The following is a 22,715-nucleotide window of genomic DNA, read 5'->3' on the forward strand; positions in this document are numbered from 1 at the left end:
GGAAGTGTGGAGGATTTATCATGGAGCAACGCGTCTCGATCTCGATTTCGGACGGCATTGCCGATGTCCGGCTGGTGCGGGCCGACAAGATGAATGCGCTTGATGCGGCGATGTTTGAGGCGCTGGTGGCCGCGACCGAGCGGCTGGCGAACGAAAAGGGTGTGCGGGCGGTAGTATTGTCCGGGGAAGGGCGGGCGTTCTGCGCCGGTCTCGACATGGGACGCTTCCAGGCCATGAAAGAACATGGCGGAAATGGGATCGCCGGTGGCGAGAAGCGCGATCTCACTGCACGCACGCATGGCATTGCGAACTTCCCGCAGCAGGCCGTGTGGGGCTGGCGTCAGCTTCCGGTGCCTGTGATTGCCGCAATCCAGGGCGTCGCGTTCGGCGGCGGCTTCCAGCTCGCGCTCGGGGCCGACATGCGCTTCCTTACACCCGACGCGCGGATGTCGATCATGGAGATCAAATGGGGGTTGGTGCCCGACATGGCCGGCACCCCGATCCTCGCAAGCCTTGTGCGCGACGATATCCTGCGGGAGCTGACCTATACGGGCCGCATCTTCTCGGCGCAGGAAGCCATGAGCTACGGTCTCGCGACACGGATCTGCGATGATCCGCGCGCGGCGGCGCTCGAGGTTGCGCGCGAAATCGCCGGCAAGAGTCCCGATGCAATCCGTGCGGCCAAGCGCATGCTGAACAAGCTGTCAGTGGATCCGGCGCCGGCGCTGCTGGCCGAATCCGTCGAGCAGCAGAAGCTGCTCGGCAGTCCCAACCAGACCGAGGCGGTGCGCGCCAATATGGAAAAGCGCGCGCCGCGGTTTGTGGATGCCTAACTTCGACCTCATCCCGAGGAGCCGCGCAAGCGGCGTCTCGAGGGATGGCCACGGGCCCCATGGTTCGAGACGCGCGAAGACGCGCTCCTCACCATGAGGGTCACTTGAACCCGACAACAGATCGGAAAGCGACAATGACAGCCTCCCAACTCTTCCTCGGCATCATCAGTGGTGCGCGCCGACGCAGCCACGAGGAAGTCGCCGAACGCGCCGACCGGATCGCCAGCGGCCTGCAGCAGCTTGGCGTCAAGCAGGGCGACAGCGTCGCCATGCTGATGCGCAACGACATCACCTTCATCGAGGCGGCCTATGCGGCGATGCGGCTTGGCGCTTATGGCGTGCCAGTGAACTGGCACTTCAAGCCGGAAGAGATCAACTATGTGCTGAAGGATTGCGGGACCTCGGTGCTGATCGCGCATGCCGACATGCTGCATCAATTGCGCGAAGCGATCCCGGAAGGGATCACGGCGCTCAGCGTGCCGACGCCGCCGGAAATTCTCGCCAACTACAAGATCAATCCGGATCATCTCGTGACGCCGGAGTTCGCGATCGACTTCGAATCCTGGCTGAAGCAGCACCCGCGCTATGACGGCCCGGCGGTGCCGCAGCCGCAGAACATGATCTACACCTCGGGCACCACGGGCCATCCCAAGGGCGTGCGCCGCTTTGCGCCGACGCCGGAGCAGAGCGCCAATGCCGAGCGCATGCGCGCGCTGATATACGGCCTTAAGCCGGGCGCCCGGGCGCTGCTGCCGGGGCCGCTCTATCATTCCGCCCCGAACGCGTTCGGCCTGCGCGCCGGCCGCCTCGGCGGTGCGCTGGTGATCATGCCGCGCTTCGATGCCGAAGAATTCCTGCGCGTGATCGAAGCCGAGAAGATCGATACCATCTTCATGGTGCCGACCATGTTCATCCGCCTGATGAAGCTGCCGGAGGAGGTGCGCAAGAAGTACGACATGTCGTCGCTTCGCCACATCATCCACGCGGCCGCGCCATGTCCCGCCGACGTCAAACGCGCGATGATCGAATGGTGGGGGCCGGTCATCTACGAATTCTACGGTTCGACAGAATCGGGCGCGGTTACCTTTGCAACCTCTGAGGACGCGCTGAAGAAGCCCGGCACGGTCGGCAAGATTTCACCCGGTGCGGAGCTGCGCTTCATTGGCGATAACGGCAGGGAACTGCCGCAGGGCGAGATCGGCGAAATCTATTCGCGCATCGCAGGCAATCCGGATTTCACCTACCACAACCAGTCGGAAAAGCGCGCCGAGATCGATCGCGAGGGATTCATCACCTCGGGCGACGTCGGTTACATCGACGCGGACGGCTATGTCTTCATCTGCGACCGCAAGCGCGACATGGTGATCTCAGGCGGCGTCAACATCTATCCCGCCGAGATCGAGTCTGCGCTGCATGCAATCCCCGGCGTGCACGACTGCGCGGTGTTCGGCATTCCCGATGCCGAATTCGGCGAGGCGCTGATGGCCGTTGTGGAGCCGCAGCCTGCGGCAACGCTCGATATCGGCTCCATCCGCGCGCAGCTCAAGGTCTCACTGGCAGACTACAAGGTTCCAAAACACATCGAGATCCAGTCCAACCTGCCACGGGAAGATTCCGGCAAGATCTTCAAGCGCCGCCTGCGCGATCCCTATTGGGAGCGGGCAGGGCGGAGGATCTAGTCTCATGGCCACCCTGCGAGAGCGGGGCAGCCGTTAACCACGCCCAGCCTTCGCAAGAACACCACCATGTCGCTTCCCTGTCGTATCGCGCTGCTATCCGCTGACGCAGGGGTGCGGCATTGATTCTCGTGGGGCTATGGGCCGCGTGAATCAGTCATCGCCCTGTCACAGAAATCTGTCAGGGGACGGGTATGGGTAGTGACTCCTTGAGCGACGAAAGCCCGGAACGGCGCTTTCGGACCTTGTTTATCTCCGACGTCCATCTCGGAGCCCGCGGCTCGCAAGCCGACCGTTTGCTGGACTTCCTCAAGAGCCATGATGCCGACACCATCTATCTCGTCGGCGATATCGTTGATGGCTGGGCGCTGAAGTCGAGCTGGTACTGGCCGCAATCACACAACGACTTCGTGCAGAAGATGCTGCGCAAGGCGCGCAAGGGCGCCAAGGTCATTTATGTGCCAGGCAATCACGACGAGTTCCTGCGCAACTATTACGGCACGCATTTCGGCGGCATCGATGTGGTGGAAAACATCATCCACGAGGGTGTCGACGGCAAGCGTTACCTGATCATCCATGGCGACATTTTCGACCTCGTGGTGCAGAACGCGCGCTGGCTCGCCCATCTCGGCGACAAGGCGTATGACTTCGCCATTCAGATGAATCGCCTGGTCAATTTTTTCCGACGGATGTTCGGCGTGCCGTACTGGTCGCTGTCGCAATGGGCGAAGCTGAAGGTCAAGAACGCCGTCAATTATATCGGCGCGTTCGAGAAAACGCTCGCCGGCGAGGCGCGGCGACACGGCGCCGACGGTGTGATCTGCGGGCACATCCACTATGCCACCATCCGCGACGAACACGGCATCCGCTACATGAACTGCGGCGACTGGGTGGAAAGCTGCACTGCGCTCGTCGAGCACGACGATGGCCGGTTCGAGATCATCACCTGGGCTGATCCGGTGCGGCGGCCGGCGCCGGTTCCCCGCGTCGCGGCGCGTGCGGCATGATGGGGGCGAGCGGGCCGAATTCATAGCGAAATGCCCGCATTTCGCCTGAGATCACGCCAAATCGTCTTGCCCGCCTGTCGGTAGCCGCGATACAAATTGCGGATGCCAGAACCTGTCCAGACCCCTCCCATTGGCGCGGCCGAGATCGAGGCCGCCGCCAGGGTCGTTGCGCCGTTTGCAGTGCGCACGCCGCTATTGTCATTCCCTGTGCTCAACGAGCGCGTCGGGACCAAGGTCTTCCTGAAGCCCGAAATGCTGCAGCGGACCGGATCATTCAAGTTCCGCGGCGCCTTCAACAAGCTGGCCTCAATCCCGCAGGGCAAGCGCGGCGGCGGCGTCGTGGCGTTCTCCTCCGGCAACCACGCCCAGGGCGTGGCGGCGGCGGCGCAGATCCTCAACATGCAGGCGACCATCGTGATGCCTGCGGACTCCCCCATTACCAAGCGCGAGCGCACCAAGGGCTACGGCGCCGAGGTCGTGCTCTACGATCGCGACAAGGAAGACCGTGAAGCCATCGCCAACGGCATTGCGGCCAAGCGCGGCGCGACGCTGGTGCGCCCCTATGACGATCCGTTCGTGATCGCAGGGCAGGGCACTGCAGGCCGCGAGATCGCTGAGGACATGACGGCGCTCGGGCTCAGCCCCGATATCGTGGTGGCGCCGGCCTCGGGCGGCGGGCTGATCGCGGGTGTTGCAACGGCGGTGAAGTCGAAATTCCCGGAGGCGCAGGTAATCGTCGCCGAGCCCAAGGACTATGACGATCACGGCCTGTCGCTGCGCGCGGGCCATCGCGAGGCCCATCACGCTGCCGGCCGCACCATCTGCGATGCGCTGATGGCGGCGATGCCCGGCGAACTCACCTTCTCGATCAACAGCAAGCTGCTGGCAAATGGCGTAACCGCCTCCGACGAGGAAGTCGGCGCTGCGGTCGCCTATGCCTATCGCGAATTGAAGCTGGTGGTGGAGCCGGGCGGCGCCGTCGGCCTCGCTGCGCTACTGGCCGGCAGGATCGACGCCAAGGGCAAGAATGTCGTCATCGTGCTCTCCGGCGGCAATGTCGACGCCGACCTGTTCGCCAAGCTGGTCGCCTGATCATCTCATCTCAAATGGAAGCGGGCAGAGCGTGTGCTCTGCCCGCTTTTGCGTTGTGCGAAACTCTCAGCGCCTGAAACCGCCGCCGAACGATCCGCCGCCGAATGAGCCGCGGGACGGGCTTGAGGCGAAGCGCTGGCCAAAACCTCCGCCGCCCATGCCGCCGCTGAAATGACGCGGCGCGGTGCTCATCATGGGCCTGGTCATCACGGGTCTAGTCATCACGGGTCTAGTCATCACGGGCTTGGTCGTGATGGGTTTGGGGACCCGTATCGGATTGTTCTGAATCCTGGGAGGCAACGTCGTGACTTTGCCGACTTTGCCGATGTTGTTGCCGGCGTTGACAGGGATCGGATTGATCTTGCCGGGCAGATTCGTGACCTTCCCATTGCCATTGGGGTTGAGCTTGCCAGGCAGGGTGGTGACTTTGCCGTTGTTAATGCCGCCATTGATCGGGTTATTGGTCATCATGCCCTTGGCGGGCAGCGTGACGATCTTGGATGGCGTCGGCATGTGAGCCTGAGCGCCAAGATTGTGCTTGGAGATGCCGAGGATGGGTGAATTGCCGCCGTTCATCGGCTTGAAATTCGGCGACTGTTTCGCCAGATGCGTGAACTGCATCAGCGGAACGGCCTTCGGAGCGGCCTGCAGCTTCAAGGCTGATTTGGCGTAGGGGCTGTTGGAGAAGGTGTCGGAGAACGTCTTGTACGCAAACGGCGAGTTCGCGAGCACCGCCTTGTGCCAGGCCTTTGCCAGCTGGATGTTGCCGAGCAGCATGCGAACGTGGTCACACAGCGGGTCATGCGGGTATAGGCGGATGAACTCTTCATAGTATTCCGGTGAGCCTTCCGACAGCACGTAATCGTAGGCCTGCCGCACCGAGCGCGAGGGCAGGTTGGACGCCATCTGCATGATCGGCCGGCGATCCGGCGCACGGCCCGCGGCCATCACTGTATCGCCGAAGAAATAGAAGTCGGAGGTGAGCGACGAGCTTTCCCAGGGTGTCTGGCGGCCGTTAGTCGCGCTGTTCACCTCAAGCCGGACGCGCTTGAACAGTTGCTCGATCGGCAGGTTCGGCTCGCGCGCGATATTAAGGAATGCGGAGGTGTACGGGCTGTGATTGCCGTCGCCGTCCTGCGCTTCCATTCCTGGCGCGGTCGAGTAGCCGACAATAGAGCCGCTCGGCGCATCGACGATGGCAAGTCCGCGTCCGGCGTCGTTGATCTCGGGGAACGGATTGTTGCGGCAGGCGTCGAGCACGACGATGCGCATCCTGCTCGGGATGGATTCCAACGTGCCCATCACATCGACCAGCCGCAGCGAATTGCCGTCGAGATCCGACGGCGAGGAGATCTTCGCATCGACAGGCAGCAGGTAATTTTCGCCCGCCACCTGCACGCCATGGCCGGCATAATAGATCATCGCGACAGTGCGGGGACCGCGTTCGGCCACCCTGGCGGAGAAATCCTGCACGACCTTGACCATGTCGCCGCGCGTCAGGTCGGTCGCCTGGGTCACCTCGAAGCCCGCCGAGTTCAGAAGCTGCGCGATCGATTGCGCGTCATTGCCGGGATTGGCGAGCCTTGGCGCGGCCTGGTAATTCGAATTCCCAATCACCAGCGCGACGCGCTGTTCCGGCGGTAGCGTCTGCATGCCGGCGCGGATGTCGGCATTCGGGGCTTCGGCGAAAGCCGCGCCGGCGGTAGCGAAGCCCAATAGGCCTGCCAGCAGGCCAGCGCGTAACAGCGATGACTTAAAATAGGACATGACAGCCTCCTGAGGCGGATCGCGTGAGCAGCGAGTTGCTGCGGAACGCTAGGCCGACTCAGCGCTGTGGTACGTGACGCCGATCACGTTGCACCGCTCTTGCAGCAGTTCGGTGCAGCTGACAATCTCGGGTTGCCCTACGGTTGAAGGAGCCCATCATGGGGTAAGCTTCGGGCTAAAGGCTGCCATCGGAATCATCGCGGCGGTGCTGGCTGCCGCGGCGCTGGCTCAGGCGAGCCAGGTATTCGCGCCGCTGGCGGCCGCCATTTTCATCATTGCCGTGGTGTGGCCAATTCAAGAGCGGCTGCAGTGGTGGATGCCGAAGCTTGCCGCACTCGCCATCACCATCATCGTTACCGTGGCGATCTGCTTCGCGCTCGCCTCGCTTGCGGTGTGGGGATTTGGCCGCGTGGGCCATTCGCTGATCACTGACCTCGCGCGGTATCAGGCGCTCTACGATGCAACCGTCGCGTGGCTGGACGGCCATGGAGTCTCGGTTGCGGCATTGTGGGCCGAGCATTTCAACGTCACCTGGGTGTTGCGCGCGACGCAGTATGTCACCGGGCGCGTCAATACCACGTTGAGCTTCTGGGTGATTGCGCTGGTCTATGTTATGCTCGGGCTTCTCGAGGTCGAAAACGTCAAGCGCAGGATCGAGCGGCTGGAAAACCGTACCGCCGCAGCCGTGCTGCTCGAAGGCGGCGCCGCAACGGCGGCGAAGCTTCGAAGGTTCCTCGTGGTGCGAACGCTGATGAGTGCCGTCACCGGCCTATTGGTCGGCGCTTTCGCCTGGATCGCGGGACTGCCGTTCGCGCTGGAGTGGGGCGTGATCGCCTTCGTACTTAACTATATCCCGTTCATCGGTCCGTTCATCGCGACGCTGTTTCCGACCTTGCTGGCGATGACTCAGTTCGAGAGCTGGCCTGCGGTATTCGGTATCTTCATCTGCCTGAACATCATCCAGTTCGTGGTCGGCAGCTACATCGAGCCGCGGGTTGCCGGCAACATGCTGTCGATCTCGCCGGTGCTCGTGCTGTTTGCAATCTTCTTCTGGACCTATCTGTGGGGCCTGTTCGGAACCTTCATCGGCGTGCCGATCACGCTTGCCATGCTCACCTTCTGCGCCGCGCATCCGTCAAGCCGCTGGATCGCCGATCTGCTCGGTGGCCCGGATCAGGTCAAGCCGGGCAAGCTCTAGGACATTTTCTCGCCGGCAATCTCCACGCGCTCCGGCGGCAGCAGCACCAACTGCCCGTCCGGCCCAGCCGCCAGCGTGTGAATATAGAAATGCGTGGCCGCATCGTCGGTCGCATTCATCACCGGCGAAGGCGCAGAGATGATCTTCAACGAACCGCAAGCGCCGATCCAGTCGATATGACGGTGGCCGTGCATCACCACGGCGCGACCGGCCAACGCTTTCAGCCGGCGCACGAACCAACTGCCGTTGATCAATGCCGTCCCGATGCGTTCCGAGAATGCTTTCACCTGCATGGGATATTCCACCACATGGTGGTGCAATGCGACAATCCAGCGCGCTTCCGGATAATGGCGGATCGCCGCCTCGAGGCGATGCGTTTGTTCGACGGATACCAGCCCGAGCGCGTTGGTAAAGGAAAAATGAGTCTCCGCATTGGAGTTGAGGATCGCTATTCCGAGGCCGCCTGCGGCCTCCGGCGGGACGATCATCGGAAACTGGCTGTCGAACAGGTCGCGCAACGCTGCCGCACGGCGCAGGCCGCCATGCTCGGCAAGGGCCACAATTGCATCGCGGTGCGGTGCGAGCGCTTCCTGCAGTGTAGCGGCTGGTTTTCCCTTGGCATCGACCACGTGCACGCGATCGCCTTGCACGGCCGCCATCGCGGACAAGGTACGAATTTGCCGTAACCGCATGTTCGGGCTGAACGGCAGGTCGAGCCGGGCCGGGTTGGCGCGGTCGACGATGTTGATGTCGTGATTGCCCGGCAGCATGACCGTGCGAGCTGCAAGTTCCGGATGACGCGCCATCGCGTCGAGGAATGCGGCCCATTCGCTGGCGCGGCCGGCATCTGTCATATCGCCGCTGATGAGAATGTGGTCGAGCGGATCGGTCGCATGGATGGTGGCGAGATGCGCCAGGATGCGCTCGAGCCGGCCATTGCCGCGCGGGCCCGCCCGTCCGCTTTCGATGCGGAAGCCATATTGTTCGGCAATCACGTGAAGGTCCGATAGATGCGCAACGCGCCAGCGTCGTCCTCGGGGCAAGACGGTATCGAACACGGCGAGGTCGACGGGTTGGGGCATGCTGGCGTCTGCAAATCCCCACACCAACGATGCGGCCGCCAGATATCCCGACACCAGCAGAACGGCATTTGCCAGCGTCGGCACGGCTAGGTGATGCAGCAACATTAGGTCGTTCCAGCCGCCCGTCCAACGCGAGGCGGGCCAGGCCAGTATTGCAATCAGCACCGCGCAGGCGGACAGCACGATGCCGGCGGCAACCGAATTGGCGCTGCGTAACCTCGCTCGGCCGTCGGCGGTCAGCTTCCTGCTCCACATCCGTTCCGTCAGGTGACGCAGCGCTTCGCGGGTGAACGCGTAGCCGGGCTGCACGGCGAGCGCGTTAAGCGACCAGAAATTGTTCTCAGCGATCCGCAACAGCGGTCGCCATCCGATCCATCCCACCGCGGCAATCGCGAGCAAGGCGAGGGCCGTGCCGATCCCGGTCAGTGTGGCAAGCTTTTCCGACAGGGTTGAGAACCAGGCGGAGACCAGCAACGGAGCCAGACCCAGAAGCACTGCCGGCAACAGCAGCAGCACCGTCCAGGCAAACAGCAGCTTGGGTAAACTGATTTCGACCAACAGGCTGCCGGCGATGGCGAGCAGGGACCGCTGCCCGGGACTGGCGGCATCGTCCTCGATATCGCCGTGGCGCGGATCGATCAGCATGCTGTCCCGGGTGCTGGCGGCTTCAGTTGTCCCGTTCAGGCGGCGTTTGTTTTGGGCGCGGCCGGTTCGGTGCCCGCCTTTGCCAGTGCGTCGCGAAGTTTCTGCTCCTTGCTGTCGTCCAGCGATGTCTTGAGCACGGTGCCGCCGGCGTCCTGAATCTCCCGCAGCACCTTGTCCGGGGTCATGTTCTTAATGAGGACGAACAGCGCGGCGTTGCCCGGTTGAAGCGTGTCCGAAAGTTTCTTCATGAAAGCATCGTCGATGCCGTAGTCCGATAGCGCACCTCCGAGGGCGCCGGATGCCGCACCCAGGGCAACGCCGAGCAGGGGATTGAGAAAGATCACACCGATCAGAAGTCCCCAGAAGCTGCCCGATACGGCACCGATCGCCGTCGTGTTCACGAGCTGGTTCAGCTTGACGGGACCGGCTTCCGTCTTCACGGCGATCACTGCATCGCTGAGCGAAATCAGATATTCCTTCTGCAGCTTGAACAGACGCTGCCGCACCTCTTCGGCCTTCGCTTCGGACGGATAGATGATCGCGATGAGATCTGACATCTCTGTATCCTCCTGCTCGACATAATGGGCTTGATGTCGGCCGCAACGGGCGCCTTTGACGGGTCAACACTCCTTTCGCCGCGCAATTGGCGGCTTGCTGAGGCGAGTCCGTCGGTGACAAGAAAAGCGATCCGGCAGAGCCGTCGATGTGTCGGCGGAGAGCGGCCGGGTCGCATGATGGCCGTGCGGCTCGACGCCTACGGTATCACAACCTGCGGGCGATCAGATCACGCTTCGCTGATCGCGCTCATCAAACCGTGACGGCGCTCGGTCGAATTGGCTTCTAATTCGCCACGCTTTGCATCCTCATCGCGACGGCAATTTGTCACGAAGTTTTGTAGGGGGACTCACTTGGCGCAAACCAACTTTTAGGTTGTGTGATTGACACCATACACTTTGCGGGGTTACGTTCTTTAGCAAGCAGAACAAAGCTGAGCGATCGACGGAGATCGTTTCTCAGCGCGTGACTAGTGTTGCCCGAGCGGCTCGATCCTTCTCGAACGGGATTGTTGAAGCCGGATGGAGGAGTCCAATGGACTTTCCTTCGATCGCGGAACAAGCAGAGCGGCCTTACATCTCGACCGGGCATCTGCCTGAGCCGGAAATGGTTCAGAAGCTGGTGTCTGACGCCCATAGGCGTTTCCAGTCGAACGGCGACGGACACAATTCGCAAGTCTATCCCGCTCTTGCCAGGGTCCCGCGAGAACTGTTCGGCGTTTGCGTCGTTGGCACCAGCGGGCGCGTCTACGAGGCTGGAGATACCGAATACAAATTCTCGATCATGAGCGTGTCGAAACCGTTCGTGTTCGCGCTGGTCTGCGAAACGATCGGTCCGGAGGAGGCGCGCGCAAGGCTGGGGGCGAACGCCACAGGCTTGCCATTCAACTCGCTTGCCGCCATCGAGCAGGGCGCCGGCCGCACCAATCCAATGGTGAACGCAGGCGCGATCGCGACGACGAGCCTCGTGCCGGGGCTTACGATGGAAGGTCAATGGCAATTCATTCACGACGGACTGTCGCGCTTTGCGGGCCGCAAGCTTGCGCTCAACGAGGAGGTCTACGCTTCGGCGTCGCAGACGAACTATCGCAACCGGAGTATCGCGCGGCTGCTGCAAAGCTACGATCGCATCTATTGTGACCCCAAGCAGGCCACCGACCTCTACACCAGGCAATGCTCGCTGAACGTCAGCGCCAGGGATCTGGCGGTGATGGGCGCGACGCTGGCGGATGGCGGCGTGAATCCGGTAACCAAGCAACGCGTCGTCGATGCGGCCGTTTGCCATTATGTGCTGACGGTGATGATTACCGCGGGACTCTATGAGACGTCGGGCGACTGGCTCTACGACATTGGCCTGCCGGGCAAAAGCGGAATCGGCGGCGGCATCGTCGCGGTATCACCGGGCAAGGGCGGCTTCGGGACTTTCGCGCCACCGCTTGATGCGGCGGGCAACAGTGTGAAGGGGCAACTGGCGGCGAAATTCCTGTCGCAGCGGCTCGGAATGGACCTGTTCGTCTCGCAACCGGAAGATTGAAGCAGATGCGGAGTGGATTGCTTAGGGCCATTGCGGCCGAGCAATCCGAAACCGAGTAGATCGGGAGGACACCATGGCAACGCACTCGATACCGATCGGAGCGATCCGGGAACGAGCGCGCGAGTCATGGGTGCCGATGATCGCGATAGCGCTCGGCCAGATGATCATGTCCTTCAACGTCGCCTCGCTTCCGGTCGCGCTCGGCGGCATGGTCAAAAGTTTTGGTGTCCCGCCGACCACGGTCGCCACCGGCATCGTGGCCTATTCGATGCTGGTGGCCGGTTTCGTGATGCTCGGCGCCAAGCTCGCACAACGGTTCGGTGCCTTGCAGGTGTTCCGCTTCGCCGTCGTCCTGTTCTGCGCATCGCAGATCCTGATGACGTTCAGCCCGACGGCGGCGCTGATGATCACGGCGCAGGCGCTTTGCGGCGCGGCGGGGGCGGTCATCGTGCCGTCTCTGGTGGCGCTGATCGCCGAGAACTATACGGGGCGGCAGCAGGCGACGGCGGTCGGCGCGCTCGGCTCGGCGCGAGCGGCTGCCGGCGTTCTTGCATTCGTTATCGGTGGCGTGCTCGGCACCTATATCGGCTGGCGCCCGGCGTTCGGAATCCTGATCGCCGTTTCCGCCATTGTCTTTCTGCTGAGCTTCCGCCTCAAGCGCGACTACGGGCGGCCCGAGGTGCAGATCGACCTGACGGGCGTCGTGCTGGCAGCGGCGGCGATCGTTCTGATCAGTTTCGGCTTCAACAATCTGAACGGATGGGGCCTCGTGCTGGCGACCGCCAATGCGCCGTTCAATCTGCTCGGCCTTTCGCCGGCGCCTGTCATGATCGTTCTCGGCGTCATGCTTGGGCAGGCCTTCCTGATGTGGACGCACCGCCGCCAGGCGGCCGGACGGACGCCGCTATTGGCGCTTGAGGTGATCGATTCTCCGGAGGAGCGCTGCGCGGTATACGCGCTGTTTGCGGTGGTCGCGCTGGAAGCCGCGCTGAATTTCTCGGTGCCGCTCTACATCCAGATCGTCCAGGGCCGCACGCCGATGGCGACTGCGATTGCGATGATGCCGTTCAACCTGACGGTGCTCTTCACCGCAATGCTGGTCGTCAATCTCTATGACCGGCTGACGCCGCGGCAGATCGGCCGTTATGGTTTCATGCTCTGTACCGTCGGTCTGGTGTGGCTTGCCTTCGTCGTGCGCAACGACTGGAGCGAGGTTCCCGTGCTGGTCGGGCTCATTCTGTTCGGCATCGGTCAGGGGGCGCTGGTGACCCTGCTGTTCAACGTGCTGGTCACGGCTTCGCCCAAGGAATTGGCAGGTGACGTCGGTTCACTCAGGGGCACTACGCAAAATCTGGCCAGCGCAGTCGGAACGGCGGTGGCCGGCGCGCTGCTGGTCGGTCTGTTGAGCACGATCGTGCTGGGCCAGATTGCGGCGAATCCCGTACTGCCAAAGGAGATTCAGAGCCAGGTCGATCTCGACAACATCAACTTCGTCGGCAACGACCGGCTGCGTAGCGTGATGGAGGGCACGACCGCCACGCCGCAGCAGGTCGAGGAAGCCGTGCGTGTGAATACCGAGGCGCGGCTGCGCGCCTTGAGGATCGGACTTCTGATCATGGCCGGGCTTGCGCTGCTGGCGATCATCCCGGCGGGCCGGCTGCCCAACTACTTGCCTGGCGAGATCCCGAGTGATGCGCCCGGCAGCCGATTGAGATCGGGCTGATCAGTACGAGCATGCGAGGGGGAGGGGCGCCCCGAGAAGGAGAACAACAATGGATGCAATCGACCGTCGCATGGCGCTCCGGACTCTGGTGTGCGGTGCCGTTGCTGCCGGCTTGGGCGCAAGCCTGCTAGCTGATGTGGCCGAGGCGATGCCGCTCGCGATGCAGAAGGATCCCGGAAGGGATGCTGGAGAATTCAAGCTGGAAGCTCAAGGCCCTGGCACGCGGCCGCCTGGATCACCGCCTGGACGGCCGCCTGGACGGCCGCCCGCGCGGCCGTCGCGTCCTCCCCCTCACTGGAATCGCCGTCGGCGTCGCCGTTGGGTCTGCTGGTGGCACCGCGGCCGTCGCCGCTGCGGCTGGCGATGGAGATAACGGAGCTCAAGGTCGGTGCGACCTGAAGCGAGGACAATGACATGACGACATATGACAGCAGTTCGCGAACGGGCGTCGGCAGTCTGCCGACGCCGCCGCTATGGATCTGTATTCTGCTGGGGCTGGTCTTGGTCGCGTCGGGAATCCTGGTTCTCGGCGACATCATGCTGGTCACGCTGATCAGCACCGTCTTCATCGGCTGGGTAGCGATCATCGCAGGCGCGTTTGAGATCGTCCACGCCTTTTGGACCAAGGGATGGGGAGGGTTTGTCTGGCAGGTGCTGCTCGGCATACTGTACATCGCTTTTGGCATTGTGCTGGTGGGCCAGCCGATCGCCAGCGCGCTGATTCTCACCTATGTCCTCGGCTTGGTGCTCGCCATCTCCGGCTTCGTTCGCATCCTGCTCGGTGTCACCCATTGGCGGGAAGCTGGCTGGATCATGCTGCTGTCAGGCATATTCGGACTGCTGGCCGGCTTCGTCATCCTGACGGGATTTCCAATGACGGGCTTGTGGGTCATTGGATTTCTGCTCGGCGTCGACCTGATATCCCATGGGCTTGGGTGGCTGGCGTATGCGTGGAAGCCCGCCGTGGCAGTTAGCAGCACATAGTGGTATTGTGCCGACCCGGGTCCGACGCGGTCAACCGCGGAGGCGGTGGCTGTTGTTATTCCTCGCGGGCCGGCGCGCTACGCGGAGGGCAGCTCTATGTGCCAAAGACATTGGCGTCGGGCCGTCAAAATCCTGGCGATGGCCATCGCCTTGAGCCTCATGACGGCTCTACTCCCTGCGCAAGCGCAGCAAGGTGCGGCTGTACTGTTTCAGAACGTCCGCATCTTCGATGGAAGGAGCGATGCGCTTTCGGGCGCGTCTAATGTCCTGGTCAGGGGCAACAAGATCGAGAAGATCTCCCCTGTAGCGACGCCAATCGATGCTGGGCAAACAGTCGCGATAGACGGGACAGGACGCGTGCTGATGCCCGGCCTGATCGACGTGCATTGGCACGCGATGTTGATCCGCCCCACGCCCGCGGACGCCATAGCGGGCGATGTCGGCTACAACAATCTTCTTGCGGCTGCGGAAGCGACGGACACGCTGATGCGGGGCTTCACCACCGTTCGCGACGTGGGCGGGCCGGCCTTTGGACTCAAGCAAGCCATAGATGAGGGCGTCGTCCCCGGTCCTCGCATCTACCCGTCCGGTGCCATGATCACGGTCACCAGCGGCCATGGCGACTTCCGGCAGCATTCCGACCTACCGCGAACGATCGGCGGCATGCTCACCCGCATGGAGCAGATCGGCGGCAGTATGGTCGCCGATAGTCCCGATGAGGTGCGGGTGCGCGTGCGCGAGCAACTCATGCAGGGGGCGTCACAGATCAAGTTGACGGCGGGCGGCGGGGTATCATCGCCTTTCAGTCCGATCGACGCCGTCACCTTCACCGAACCCGAATTGCGAGCGGCGGTCGAAGCGGCCGAGAATTGGGGCACATACGTCGTCGCGCATGCCTTTACGCCGGCTGCGATCCAACGGTCTATTGCCGCTGGCGTGAAGTGTATCGAGCACGGGTTTCTGATGGACGATGCAACCGCCAAGCTGATCGCCGAGAAGGGCGTTTGGCTGAGCTTGCAGCCGCTCCCCGAGGAGATGAGGCAAGGCCTTCCCGAGGGTTCAGTTCAGCGAGCCAAGGCGGATGAGGTCTGGCCGGGCATAAGCAGGGCATACGAGTTTGCGAAGAAGTACAAGCTCAAGACGGCGTGGGGTACCGATGTTCTGTTCTCCCGCGCGCTGGCCCAGCGCCAGGGGGCAATTCTGGCCTCGCTTGTCCGTTGGTACACGCCCGCCGAGGCACTCGCAATGGCGACAGGGACGAACGGCGAATTGCTGACGCTATCCGGTAAGCGCAACCCCTATCCGGGCAAGCTCGGCGTAGTCGAGGAGGGCGCGCTGGCCGACCTGCTGCTGGTGGACGGCAATCCGATCGAGAACATCAAGCTGATAGAGGATCCGTCCAAGAATTTCCTGGTGATCATGAAGGACGGGAAGGTTCACAAGAATCTCATTGCCAGCGGCAAGCGAAACTAGGGCACGCACTCATTCACCGACATTCGTGAGCGCGGCTTGATCGATGTCCGCTATCCGGCGCTTTGCGGACTCAAACCAGACGTCGCCTGAAATCTGCAATGGGTTATGAGTGGCCCACTGATAGTCACCTCTGATGCTGGGCAATGATCCGGCCGGATAGCCAGAATGAACCGGATATCACGCCACCTACCGCAGGCACGCCGGGGAGTAGATTTGAGTCAATCACCACGTCATAAGCGCCGCCGAGTGTTTCGACCAGAGCCCAATAAAACGCGCGGCCCGTCAGCACATTGATCTTCTCGTCCGCAGCAAGCACGTGACCAGCGAAAATCGCCCGCGCCTGCGGCCGAACGGTGGAATCACCAGCCGGTGTGAACAGGCCAGAGGGGATGAACGACTGCGACGCATACTTGAGATCGCCCGTCTGGCCTGTCTCGTAGGCGGCTACTGTTTCGAACGCGGCGATCTCGTGAGCGAACGCCGCAATCTGAACCTCCTTTCGCGCTGGCAGCGACAGCCCTTCGTGCAGTCGGTAGTCCGGCGCATCGAAAACGAACGGGTAACACCCGCTGTCGGACGCGTCGCCCGCGGGGTCGGCCCAGCCGTGGAAGGAGCCGTCCAGTTCGCTTGGCCCGGTCGAAGGGAGCCGAGCAGTCAGCCCGACCAGGACGGCTGATCGGCCAGCGTAGTGGGGGTTTATGCCGATGAGTTCGTTGTCCGCGTTTACCTGAAGCCAAATTTCCGCTCCGCTCGGGTCCGACCAACGATAGTACACGCCACTCGGAGCGGCCGACCGTTCCGCAAGGGGGCCGACGCGATCCACCAACGCATTCATGTCCTCCGCGGACGCGACAGGCAGGCCTATCGTCGAAAAATTGGACGCCATGGAATCCCCTTACTCAATCCTAGCTGCGACTGACGACCGTCAATGAGCTTCGCGAGCGGCCGTTCCCGGAGGCATATCACGGTCGGAGCGACATGCGAGTCTAAGCTTTGCCAAATGGGGCAATCTCGATTGATGATCTCATCGAAATGGATGGATTGCCGCGCCGAATAACTGCTCCGGGTTCATTGGCGTCGGTCTAGTCTTCGAAGGTATGCCTGCTATCCGGCGACCTCTCACCGGTTCGACTTAGCCACCTTCCTGGCTGACGTTCCAGAACGGCGTCGCGGTGGTGCAGCGAAGCCAGGTGCGACAGGAACGGCATCCTACGACCGATTGACCGCCGCCACCTTCAGATGAAACGGCAGCATCGTGACAGACATCGGCAATTGGCCGATGCTTTCGCCATCGACGTCGGCGCGGACCATGGTGTCGCTGTCGATGCTGATCCGGCTCGCGTGGCGGCGCGTGACCTTCGGATGCGCCAGATAGCTGCCATCGCCAAGGTTGGGGACGATCTTGGTCAGGGTCTCCCAATGTCCGATGTCGCCGACCATGATCAGGTCGAGCTTGCGGTCGCCGGGGTCGGCGCCTGGCGCGAGCATCAGGCCTTCGCCCGCACCATCGAAGCTGCACAGCATCAAGGACCACATCGCCAGCCTCTGCTCGGCCTCGTCGTCGATCCGGACGCGATAGAAGCGCGGGCTGTAAGTCAGTGACGTGAACGCTGTCATCAGGACGTAGCTGAGCGGGCCGAGCCGCTTTAAGAGCGGCACCCGTTGCGCGCGCCAGGAAATCGTGGCGGCCGCGCCGACGATCGCGAGCACGAAGCCGTAGCGCGTCACTTGATCGCCTGCGTAGCCCCTGACATCGGCGCGAAACACATCGACGTCTCGCGTGTGCCCCATGGCGATCGCCTTGCAGGCCTCGCCGAGCGAGAGCTGGCCGAACGAGCGGCACAGTTCGTTCGATGTGCCGCCGGGCAGCTGCGCCAGCACGATGTCGGGGGCGATCGGCCGGTCGTCCGAGATCACACCGTTCATCATCTCGCTGAACGTGCCGTCACCGCCGACGGAGATCAGGCGCTGGTAACCGCCAACGACGGCTTCCTGCGCCAGCGCTGTCGCATGATTGGGCGCGCGGGTCACGGCAACGTCAGCACTTTTGAGCGGGCCAAGATGCTTTTCGAGTTCGGCCAGCATCTGCGGCCAGCGTTTGCCGCAATTGCCCTTGTTCGCCATCGGATTGACGATGATCTTGGTTTTCACGGTTATCTCCGCTTGCGAAGACAATCGTGCCAGCTTGATCTTGGCGCGGCCGCGAATCAACCGCAAAGCGAAGGTTCGCAAGTGCAACAAATGCTGCGGCGCGTTCTATCGAATCGCAGCGCGGCGTCCCTTACGAGAAGAACGCGATCTTCTCGGCCTGGCTCATGCGCCGGATGGGCGCCAGCGGGTCGTTCGCCGCCGTGACCGGCTTGCGCAACACGCCGCTCGCGATGAGGCTCGAGCCGAGCGACACTTCCATCGCCGGCGCAGGTGCGGCCGGCGGGGGCGGCTGAATCACCTGTTGAACTGGCGCCGGCGCCGTTGGCGCGGCCGGTTCGGCCGCAACTGCAACGATCTTCGGGACGGTCGGCGCAGGCTCCGATGAACGGGCCTGTTCGGCTGCCGCTTCGGCGATCTCCTCGTCGTTGATCGGATCCGGCGCGCCCATTTCCATCGCGATCATATCGAGGACCGCTTCGTCCTGCGCGTCGGCGTTCTGGGCAACGTTGTCCTGGACGGTGTCTTGGACCGAAGTGTCTTGGACCGAAGCGTCTTGAGCCGCAGTGTCTTGAGCCACGACGTCCTGAACTGAGGTGTTTTGGGCGGCTTGCTGGGCAGCGGCTTCTTGAGGCGCAGCTTCCTGGGCAGCGGCGGTTTCAGTAGAAAGTTCGGGAGCGGGCGGCGCTTCCGATTCCGTCAGCACGGCTTCCGCCGCGGCAAACGCGGCTTCGGCGGGCGCAGCAATCGGGGCGGACGGCGCCTCGGCAGCTTCCGGCATCCAGGCTGTTTCGGTGGTCTCCGCCTCCAGTTCTTCCATAGCCGGGAAGGGCGCCGCGTCAGGGTCGAGTACCGGCGCCAGCGCAGTGTCATCGCCGAATTCCACAAGCCGGCCCTGGAGGGCGGCAAAGGCCGCGCGGAGGGCCAGGCGCGCTTCTTCGGAGGAAAACTGCTCGGTGCCTCTTTCGATCACGGTGACCTGCGAATCGATCAGGTCACAGATCCGCCCGTCATTGCCGATTTCCCGCAACCGCCAGGCGATTTCCCGCAGCACGCGCGCGCCCTTGCGGACCGGCGCCAGCCGCTGCTCCAACGCGAGGCTGTCGATCGCTTCGACCGCCGATTCTTCGGCCGCGTCGACCGCGCCGCGGATGGCGGCAAGCGCCTCGGTCAGCCGCTCCTGCGCTGCCGCGGCCTTGGCGACGGCCTCCGCAGCCTGTTGCGCCGAAAGGCCTTCCTCCCGCTGGAGCGCGGCTTCCCGCTGCAGGGTCTCTTCGCGCTGGGCGGAAAGGCTTTCCTCGATCCGCGCCACCGCATCCAGCACCATCCTTGTGTCGGCATTGCGGTTGCGCTTGGCGTATTCGGTCAGGAACCAACGGCCCCGCGAAGTCTCCATGAAGGCTTCGGCGATTGCAGCATAGTCTTCCTCGCTCGGCAGCGTGGCACGTGCTGAGATCGGCGAAAGGGCGAATGCTTCGTCGGCCATGTCAAACTCTTCGCGCAAATCAGCGCGCCTTGCGATAACGAAACAACACGATATTGCCCGAATCGCAATTGAATTGATGCCGAGCGAATCACAAATCCCCACAGCTTCTCAAGACGCATCCCGTCGTTTCGCGACCGGTGTGGCGCTGTTTTACGCCACGCTGTTCGGCATGACCGGCACCCATTTGCCGTTCTTCACGGTATGGTTGAAAGCGGTCGGGATCGATGCGTTCTGGATAGGGCTGATCACGGCCGTTCCGCCGGTGACCCGGTTCACGGCGCTGCCGCTGGTAACGGGCCTTGCGGAACGGCGTCAGGCGTTACGCCGGGCAATCATCGTGACCTCCTTCGCCACTGCCGTCGGCTTTTGCGTGCTGGGCACCCAGCATCTGCCGGTGCTGGTGTTCCTGATCTATGCCCTGACCTGCTGCCTGTGGACGCCAATGGTGCCGCTCACCGACGCCTACGCCCTGCGGGGAGTGAAACGCTATGGCCTCAATTACGATCCCCTGCGGCTATGGGGCTCGGCCGCCTTCATCCTCGGCGCGCTGGTCTGCGGGATGCTGCTCGACTTCATCGCCGCCCAAAATCTGATCTGGATCATTGCCGGCTCGGCTGCGATCGGGGCGGTCGCCAGTCTTGCTTTGCAGCCGCTGGACGATGCCGGGACCGCCCGCCCGGTCACCGGGGGGCGCCAATGCGTTGCTGCGCGATGGCGGCTTCATCGCAATTATCGTGGGATCTGCGCTGATCCAAGGAAGCCACGCTGCCTATTACATTTTTGCGTCGATTGCCTGGCAGCAAGCGGGATTTGACGGGCTGACGATCGCGGTCCTGTGGGCGCTGGGCGTGATTGCCGAGATCGTGCTGTTCGCCCTGTCGCCCCGGTTCAGCTTGCAGCCATCTACGCTGGTGGTGATCGCGGCCCTGAGCGCAGCCGCGCGCTGGGTGATGATGGCTCAGGACTTGCCGCTGGCCATCCTCGCGATTGTTCAGCTCGCGCATGCGCTGAGCTTCGGGCTGACCCAGGTCGGCGTCATGGGCTTGATGCTGCATCACGTGCCCGGCCATGTGATGGCGCGCGGGCAGGGCTATCTGACCGCCTGCGGTGGCATCGTCGCCGGTCTCGCGTCGATTGCCTCAGGCTTGATCTATGAAAGCTGGGGAGCGGGCATCTATTACGTGATGGCTGTGATGGCCGCGTTCGGCGGGCTGATCATCTGGCTGGCGCGGGAGCGGCTCTCGCATCAGCCCCACAAGGCGGCTTCCGGCGGATAGACCAGGCTGCCGTCGTAGCGCAGGCCGCCGTCGCGGTCGCGGGCCAGCAATAGGGGACCGTCGAGATCGACGAATCTGGCCTGTTGCGCGAGCAGCATGGCCGGCGCCATCGCGAGCGAGGTGGCGACCATGCAGCCGATCATGATTTCGAAGCCGAGCGCTTGCGCGGCGTCCGTCATGGCGAGCGCCTCTGTCAGCCCGCCGGTCTTGTCGAGCTTGATGTTGACGGCATCGTAGCGCGCGCGCAGGCCTTCGAGAGAGGCGCAATCATGCACGCTTTCGTCGGCGCAAACCGCGATCGGCCGTTTGATGCGCGCCAGCGCCTCATCCCGGCCGGCCGGCAGCGGTTGCTCGACTAATGTAACTCCGGCGTTGGCGCAGGCTGCGAGGTTGTATTCGAGATTGTCAGGTGTCCAGGCCTCGTTGGCATCCACGATCAGTTCGGATTCCGGGGCGGACTTTCGTACTGCCGCGATCCGCTCGTCATCACCGTCGCCGCCGAGCTTGACCTTCAGGAGCGGCCGGTGCGCGGCCTTGGCGGTTGCGGCCGCCATTGCCTCGGGCGTGCCCAGTGAAATGGTGAAGGCTGTCGTGCAGGGGCGAGGCGCCGGCCGGCCGAGCAGGCTCCAGATCCGTCGGCCGGAGCTCTTGGCCTCGAGATCAAGGAGTGCGCAGTCCAGCGCATTGCGGGCGGCGCCTGCGGGCATCGCGGCCTGCAGCGCCGCACGGTCCAGCCCATGGGCGATCGGTTCCTGCATTGTCTTTAGAGCGTCGAACGTCGCTTCCGGGGTTTCGCCGTAACGCGGGTAGGGCACGCACTCGCCGTGCCCTGTATGGTCGCCCTGGCTGATGGTGGCCACAACGGTGACCGCCTCGGTTTTCGCGCCGCGGCTGATGGTGAAAGCACCCGCAATGGGCCAGCGTTCGATGCTGACGGCTAACTTTCGAGATAGCGTGGAAGTCATTTTAAAATCTGGCGAATTTTCTGAACCTAAGCTTGCCCGCTGCTACCAACTATGGCTGGTTAGGGGCAGATTCGACAAGGCGGTAGGGCCGCGGAACCTAAGCGAACGCGGGCATACCGGCCCGGGGGTGGGATTGTGAACGGCGACCCGACATTGGAGCGGATAGCCAGGGGCAACGCGCTGGCGCTGTGCGCCGCCGGCCCGTGGACGGCCCGCTTTGCGCCAATGCTGGAACGAATGGTGGCCGATGCCGAGAGGCTCAGCGGCACCAGGCCCAACATCTTCATCGACGTCTCGCAGGTGTCGAAGCTCGACACGTTTGGCGCCTGGCTGATCGAGCGACTGCGCCGCAGCCTGACCACGGGCGGTGTCGAAACCCAAATCGCCGGGCTCTCGGACAACTATTCGAGCCTGGTCGACGAGGTGCGCCGGGTGAAGGCCGAGCCGATCGCCCAAACCGATCGGGTAACGATCACGGGGATGCTGGAGCAGATCGGTCGCGCCGTCGCCGGTATCGGCGGCACTTTGATCGGGCTGATCGACATGCTGGGCGCGGTGCTTGCCGCGACTGCCCACATACTCATCCGCCCGCGCCGCTTCCGATTGACCTCGACCATTCACCACCTGGAGCAGGTGTGCTGGCGCGCGGTGCCCATCGTGGTGCTGATCACCTTCCTGATCGGCTGCATCATCTCGCAACAGGGCATCTTCCATTTCCGAAAATTCGGCGCCGACATTTTCGTGGTCGACATGCTGGGCGTGCTGGTGCTGCGCGAGATCGGCGTGCTCTTGGTCGCGATCATGGTGGCGGGACGTTCGGGCTCGGCCTATACGGCCGAACTCGGCTCGATGAAGATGCGCGAGGAGATCGACGCGTTGCGTACCATGGGCTTCGATCCGATCGAGGTTTTGATTCTGCCGCGGATGCTGGCGCTGGTGCTGGCGTTGCCGATCCTAGCGTTCCTCGGTGCGATGGCCGCGCTATACGGCGGCGGGCTGGTGGCCTGGCTGTATGGCGGCGTCGAGCCCGAAGCCTTCCTGCTCCGGCTGCGCGACGCCATCTCGATCGATCATTTCGTGGTCGGCCTGATCAAGGCACCTGTGATGGCCGCGGTGATCGGCATCGTCGCCTGCGTCGAGGGGCTGGCGGTGCAGGGTAGTGCGGAGTCGCTCGGGCAACACACCACGTCCTCGGTGGTGAAGGGAATCTTCTTCGTGATCGTGATGGACGGCGTGTTCGCGATCTTCTTTGCATCGATCGGAATGTGAGC

Annotated in this window: 20 protein-coding genes; 12 read left to right on the forward strand and 8 right to left on the reverse strand. The window is 63.2% G+C overall.

Annotated features, from left to right (window positions below; genetic code table 11):
• The first annotated feature begins 20 nt into the window (after positions 1 to 20).
• From J6524_RS17280 to J6524_RS17295, 4 genes are all read left to right on the forward strand, one after another.
• Complete coding sequence (locus tag J6524_RS17280) at positions 21 to 833, forward strand: crotonase/enoyl-CoA hydratase family protein (protein WP_225672629.1); 813 nt, start codon at positions 21 to 23, stop codon at positions 831 to 833.
• 134 nt (positions 834 to 967) lie between these two features.
• Positions 968 to 2,512 carry an acyl-CoA synthetase gene (locus J6524_RS17285; protein ID WP_225672631.1) on the forward strand — a complete coding sequence of 515 codons (1,545 nt, stop codon included), beginning with the start codon at positions 968 to 970 and terminating at the stop codon, positions 2,510 to 2,512.
• A gap of 191 nt (positions 2,513 to 2,703) precedes the next feature.
• The gene (locus J6524_RS17290) at positions 2,704 to 3,516 is read left to right on the forward strand and encodes a UDP-2,3-diacylglucosamine diphosphatase (protein WP_225672633.1); all 813 of its coding nucleotides are present in this window, start codon (positions 2,704 to 2,706) and stop codon (positions 3,514 to 3,516) included.
• A gap of 102 nt (positions 3,517 to 3,618) precedes the next feature.
• Positions 3,619 to 4,608, forward strand: a complete 990-nt coding sequence (locus tag J6524_RS17295; protein WP_225672635.1) for a threonine ammonia-lyase — start codon at positions 3,619 to 3,621, stop codon at positions 4,606 to 4,608.
• 66 nt (positions 4,609 to 4,674) lie between these two features.
• Here the strand turns inward: J6524_RS17295 and J6524_RS17300 are convergent, their stop codons facing one another.
• The gene (locus J6524_RS17300; RefSeq protein WP_225672637.1) at positions 4,675 to 6,375 is read right to left on the reverse strand and encodes a caspase family protein; all 1,701 of its coding nucleotides are present in this window, start codon (positions 6,373 to 6,375) and stop codon (positions 4,675 to 4,677) included.
• 187 nt (positions 6,376 to 6,562) lie between these two features.
• Between J6524_RS17300 and J6524_RS17305 the strand changes: the two genes are divergently transcribed.
• A complete protein-coding gene (locus J6524_RS17305) occupies positions 6,563 to 7,573 on the forward strand; it encodes an AI-2E family transporter (RefSeq protein ID WP_225673206.1) in 1,011 nt (336 codons plus the stop codon).
• Here the strand turns inward: J6524_RS17305 and J6524_RS17310 are convergent.
• Both J6524_RS17310 and J6524_RS17315 read right to left on the reverse strand, forming a co-directional pair.
• A complete protein-coding gene (locus J6524_RS17310) occupies positions 7,570 to 9,300 on the reverse strand; it encodes a metallophosphoesterase family protein (protein WP_225672639.1) in 1,731 nt (576 codons plus the stop codon). The genes J6524_RS17305 and J6524_RS17310 overlap by 4 nt on opposite strands.
• Positions 9,301 to 9,335: 35 nt before the next feature.
• Entirely contained in the window at positions 9,336 to 9,857 is a 522-nt protein-coding gene (locus tag J6524_RS17315) for a DUF1269 domain-containing protein (RefSeq protein WP_225672641.1), read from the reverse strand.
• A gap of 532 nt (positions 9,858 to 10,389) precedes the next feature.
• Here J6524_RS17315 and glsA point away from each other — a divergent pair.
• A complete protein-coding gene (gene glsA, locus J6524_RS17320) occupies positions 10,390 to 11,388 on the forward strand; it encodes a glutaminase A (protein WP_225672643.1) in 999 nt (332 codons plus the stop codon).
• A gap of 73 nt (positions 11,389 to 11,461) precedes the next feature.
• A complete protein-coding gene (locus J6524_RS17325; RefSeq protein ID WP_225672645.1) occupies positions 11,462 to 13,111 on the forward strand; it encodes an MFS transporter in 1,650 nt (549 codons plus the stop codon).
• A 194-nt stretch (positions 13,112 to 13,305) separates the two neighbouring features.
• Here the strand turns inward: J6524_RS17325 and J6524_RS17330 are convergent, their stop codons facing one another.
• Positions 13,306 to 13,680, reverse strand: coding sequence for a hypothetical protein (locus J6524_RS17330; protein WP_225673261.1), 375 nt, complete (start codon positions 13,678 to 13,680; stop codon positions 13,306 to 13,308).
• Here J6524_RS17330 and J6524_RS17335 point away from each other — a divergent pair.
• Together J6524_RS17335 and J6524_RS17340 are read left to right on the forward strand one after the other, a co-directional pair.
• Entirely contained in the window at positions 13,649 to 14,095 is a 447-nt protein-coding gene (locus J6524_RS17335; RefSeq protein ID WP_376712036.1) for an HdeD family acid-resistance protein, read from the forward strand. The two genes, J6524_RS17330 and J6524_RS17335, sit on opposite strands and share 32 nt — an antisense overlap.
• A gap of 159 nt (positions 14,096 to 14,254) precedes the next feature.
• On the forward strand, positions 14,255 to 15,568 hold the full coding sequence (locus tag J6524_RS17340) for a metal-dependent hydrolase family protein (protein ID WP_225672647.1): 1,314 nt from the start codon (positions 14,255 to 14,257) through the stop codon (positions 15,566 to 15,568).
• A gap of 124 nt (positions 15,569 to 15,692) precedes the next feature.
• Here the strand turns inward: J6524_RS17340 and J6524_RS17345 are convergent, their stop codons facing one another.
• The 3 genes from J6524_RS17345 to J6524_RS17355 all read right to left on the reverse strand — a co-directional run bounded on the left by J6524_RS17345 (position 15,693) and on the right by J6524_RS17355 (position 19,202).
• On the reverse strand, positions 15,693 to 16,454 hold the full coding sequence (locus J6524_RS17345) for a hypothetical protein (protein ID WP_225672649.1): 762 nt from the start codon (positions 16,452 to 16,454) through the stop codon (positions 15,693 to 15,695).
• Between the two features lie 323 nt (positions 16,455 to 16,777).
• A complete protein-coding gene (locus J6524_RS17350; RefSeq protein WP_225672651.1) occupies positions 16,778 to 17,719 on the reverse strand; it encodes a diacylglycerol/lipid kinase family protein in 942 nt (313 codons plus the stop codon).
• Between the two features lie 130 nt (positions 17,720 to 17,849).
• Positions 17,850 to 19,202 carry a hypothetical protein gene (locus tag J6524_RS17355; RefSeq protein ID WP_225672653.1) on the reverse strand — a complete coding sequence of 451 codons (1,353 nt, stop codon included), beginning with the start codon at positions 19,200 to 19,202 and terminating at the stop codon, positions 17,850 to 17,852.
• On the opposite strand from J6524_RS17355, the gene J6524_RS37710 reads away from it, so the two are divergent.
• Positions 19,156 to 20,016: an MFS transporter gene (locus J6524_RS37710; RefSeq protein ID WP_312002407.1), complete on the forward strand. Its 861-nt coding sequence runs from the start codon at positions 19,156 to 19,158 to the stop codon at positions 20,014 to 20,016. The genes J6524_RS17355 and J6524_RS37710 overlap by 47 nt on opposite strands.
• Positions 19,937 to 20,479, forward strand: coding sequence for an MFS transporter (locus J6524_RS37715; protein ID WP_312002408.1), 543 nt, complete (start codon positions 19,937 to 19,939; stop codon positions 20,477 to 20,479). Before J6524_RS37710 ends, J6524_RS37715 begins: the two co-directional genes overlap by 80 nt.
• Here J6524_RS37715 and dgcA read toward each other — a convergent pair.
• On the reverse strand, positions 20,449 to 21,444 hold the full coding sequence (gene dgcA, locus J6524_RS17365; RefSeq protein WP_225672655.1) for an N-acetyl-D-Glu racemase DgcA: 996 nt from the start codon (positions 21,442 to 21,444) through the stop codon (positions 20,449 to 20,451). The genes J6524_RS37715 and dgcA overlap by 31 nt on opposite strands.
• A gap of 135 nt (positions 21,445 to 21,579) precedes the next feature.
• Here dgcA and J6524_RS17370 point away from each other — a divergent pair, with 135 nt between their 5' ends.
• On the forward strand, positions 21,580 to 22,713 hold the full coding sequence (locus J6524_RS17370) for an MlaE family ABC transporter permease (RefSeq protein ID WP_225672657.1): 1,134 nt from the start codon (positions 21,580 to 21,582) through the stop codon (positions 22,711 to 22,713).
• Positions 22,714 to 22,715 lie beyond the last annotated feature (2 nt).

Source organism: Bradyrhizobium hereditatis (genome assembly GCF_020329435.1).
Lineage (GTDB): Bacteria > Pseudomonadota > Alphaproteobacteria > Rhizobiales > Xanthobacteraceae > Bradyrhizobium > Bradyrhizobium hereditatis.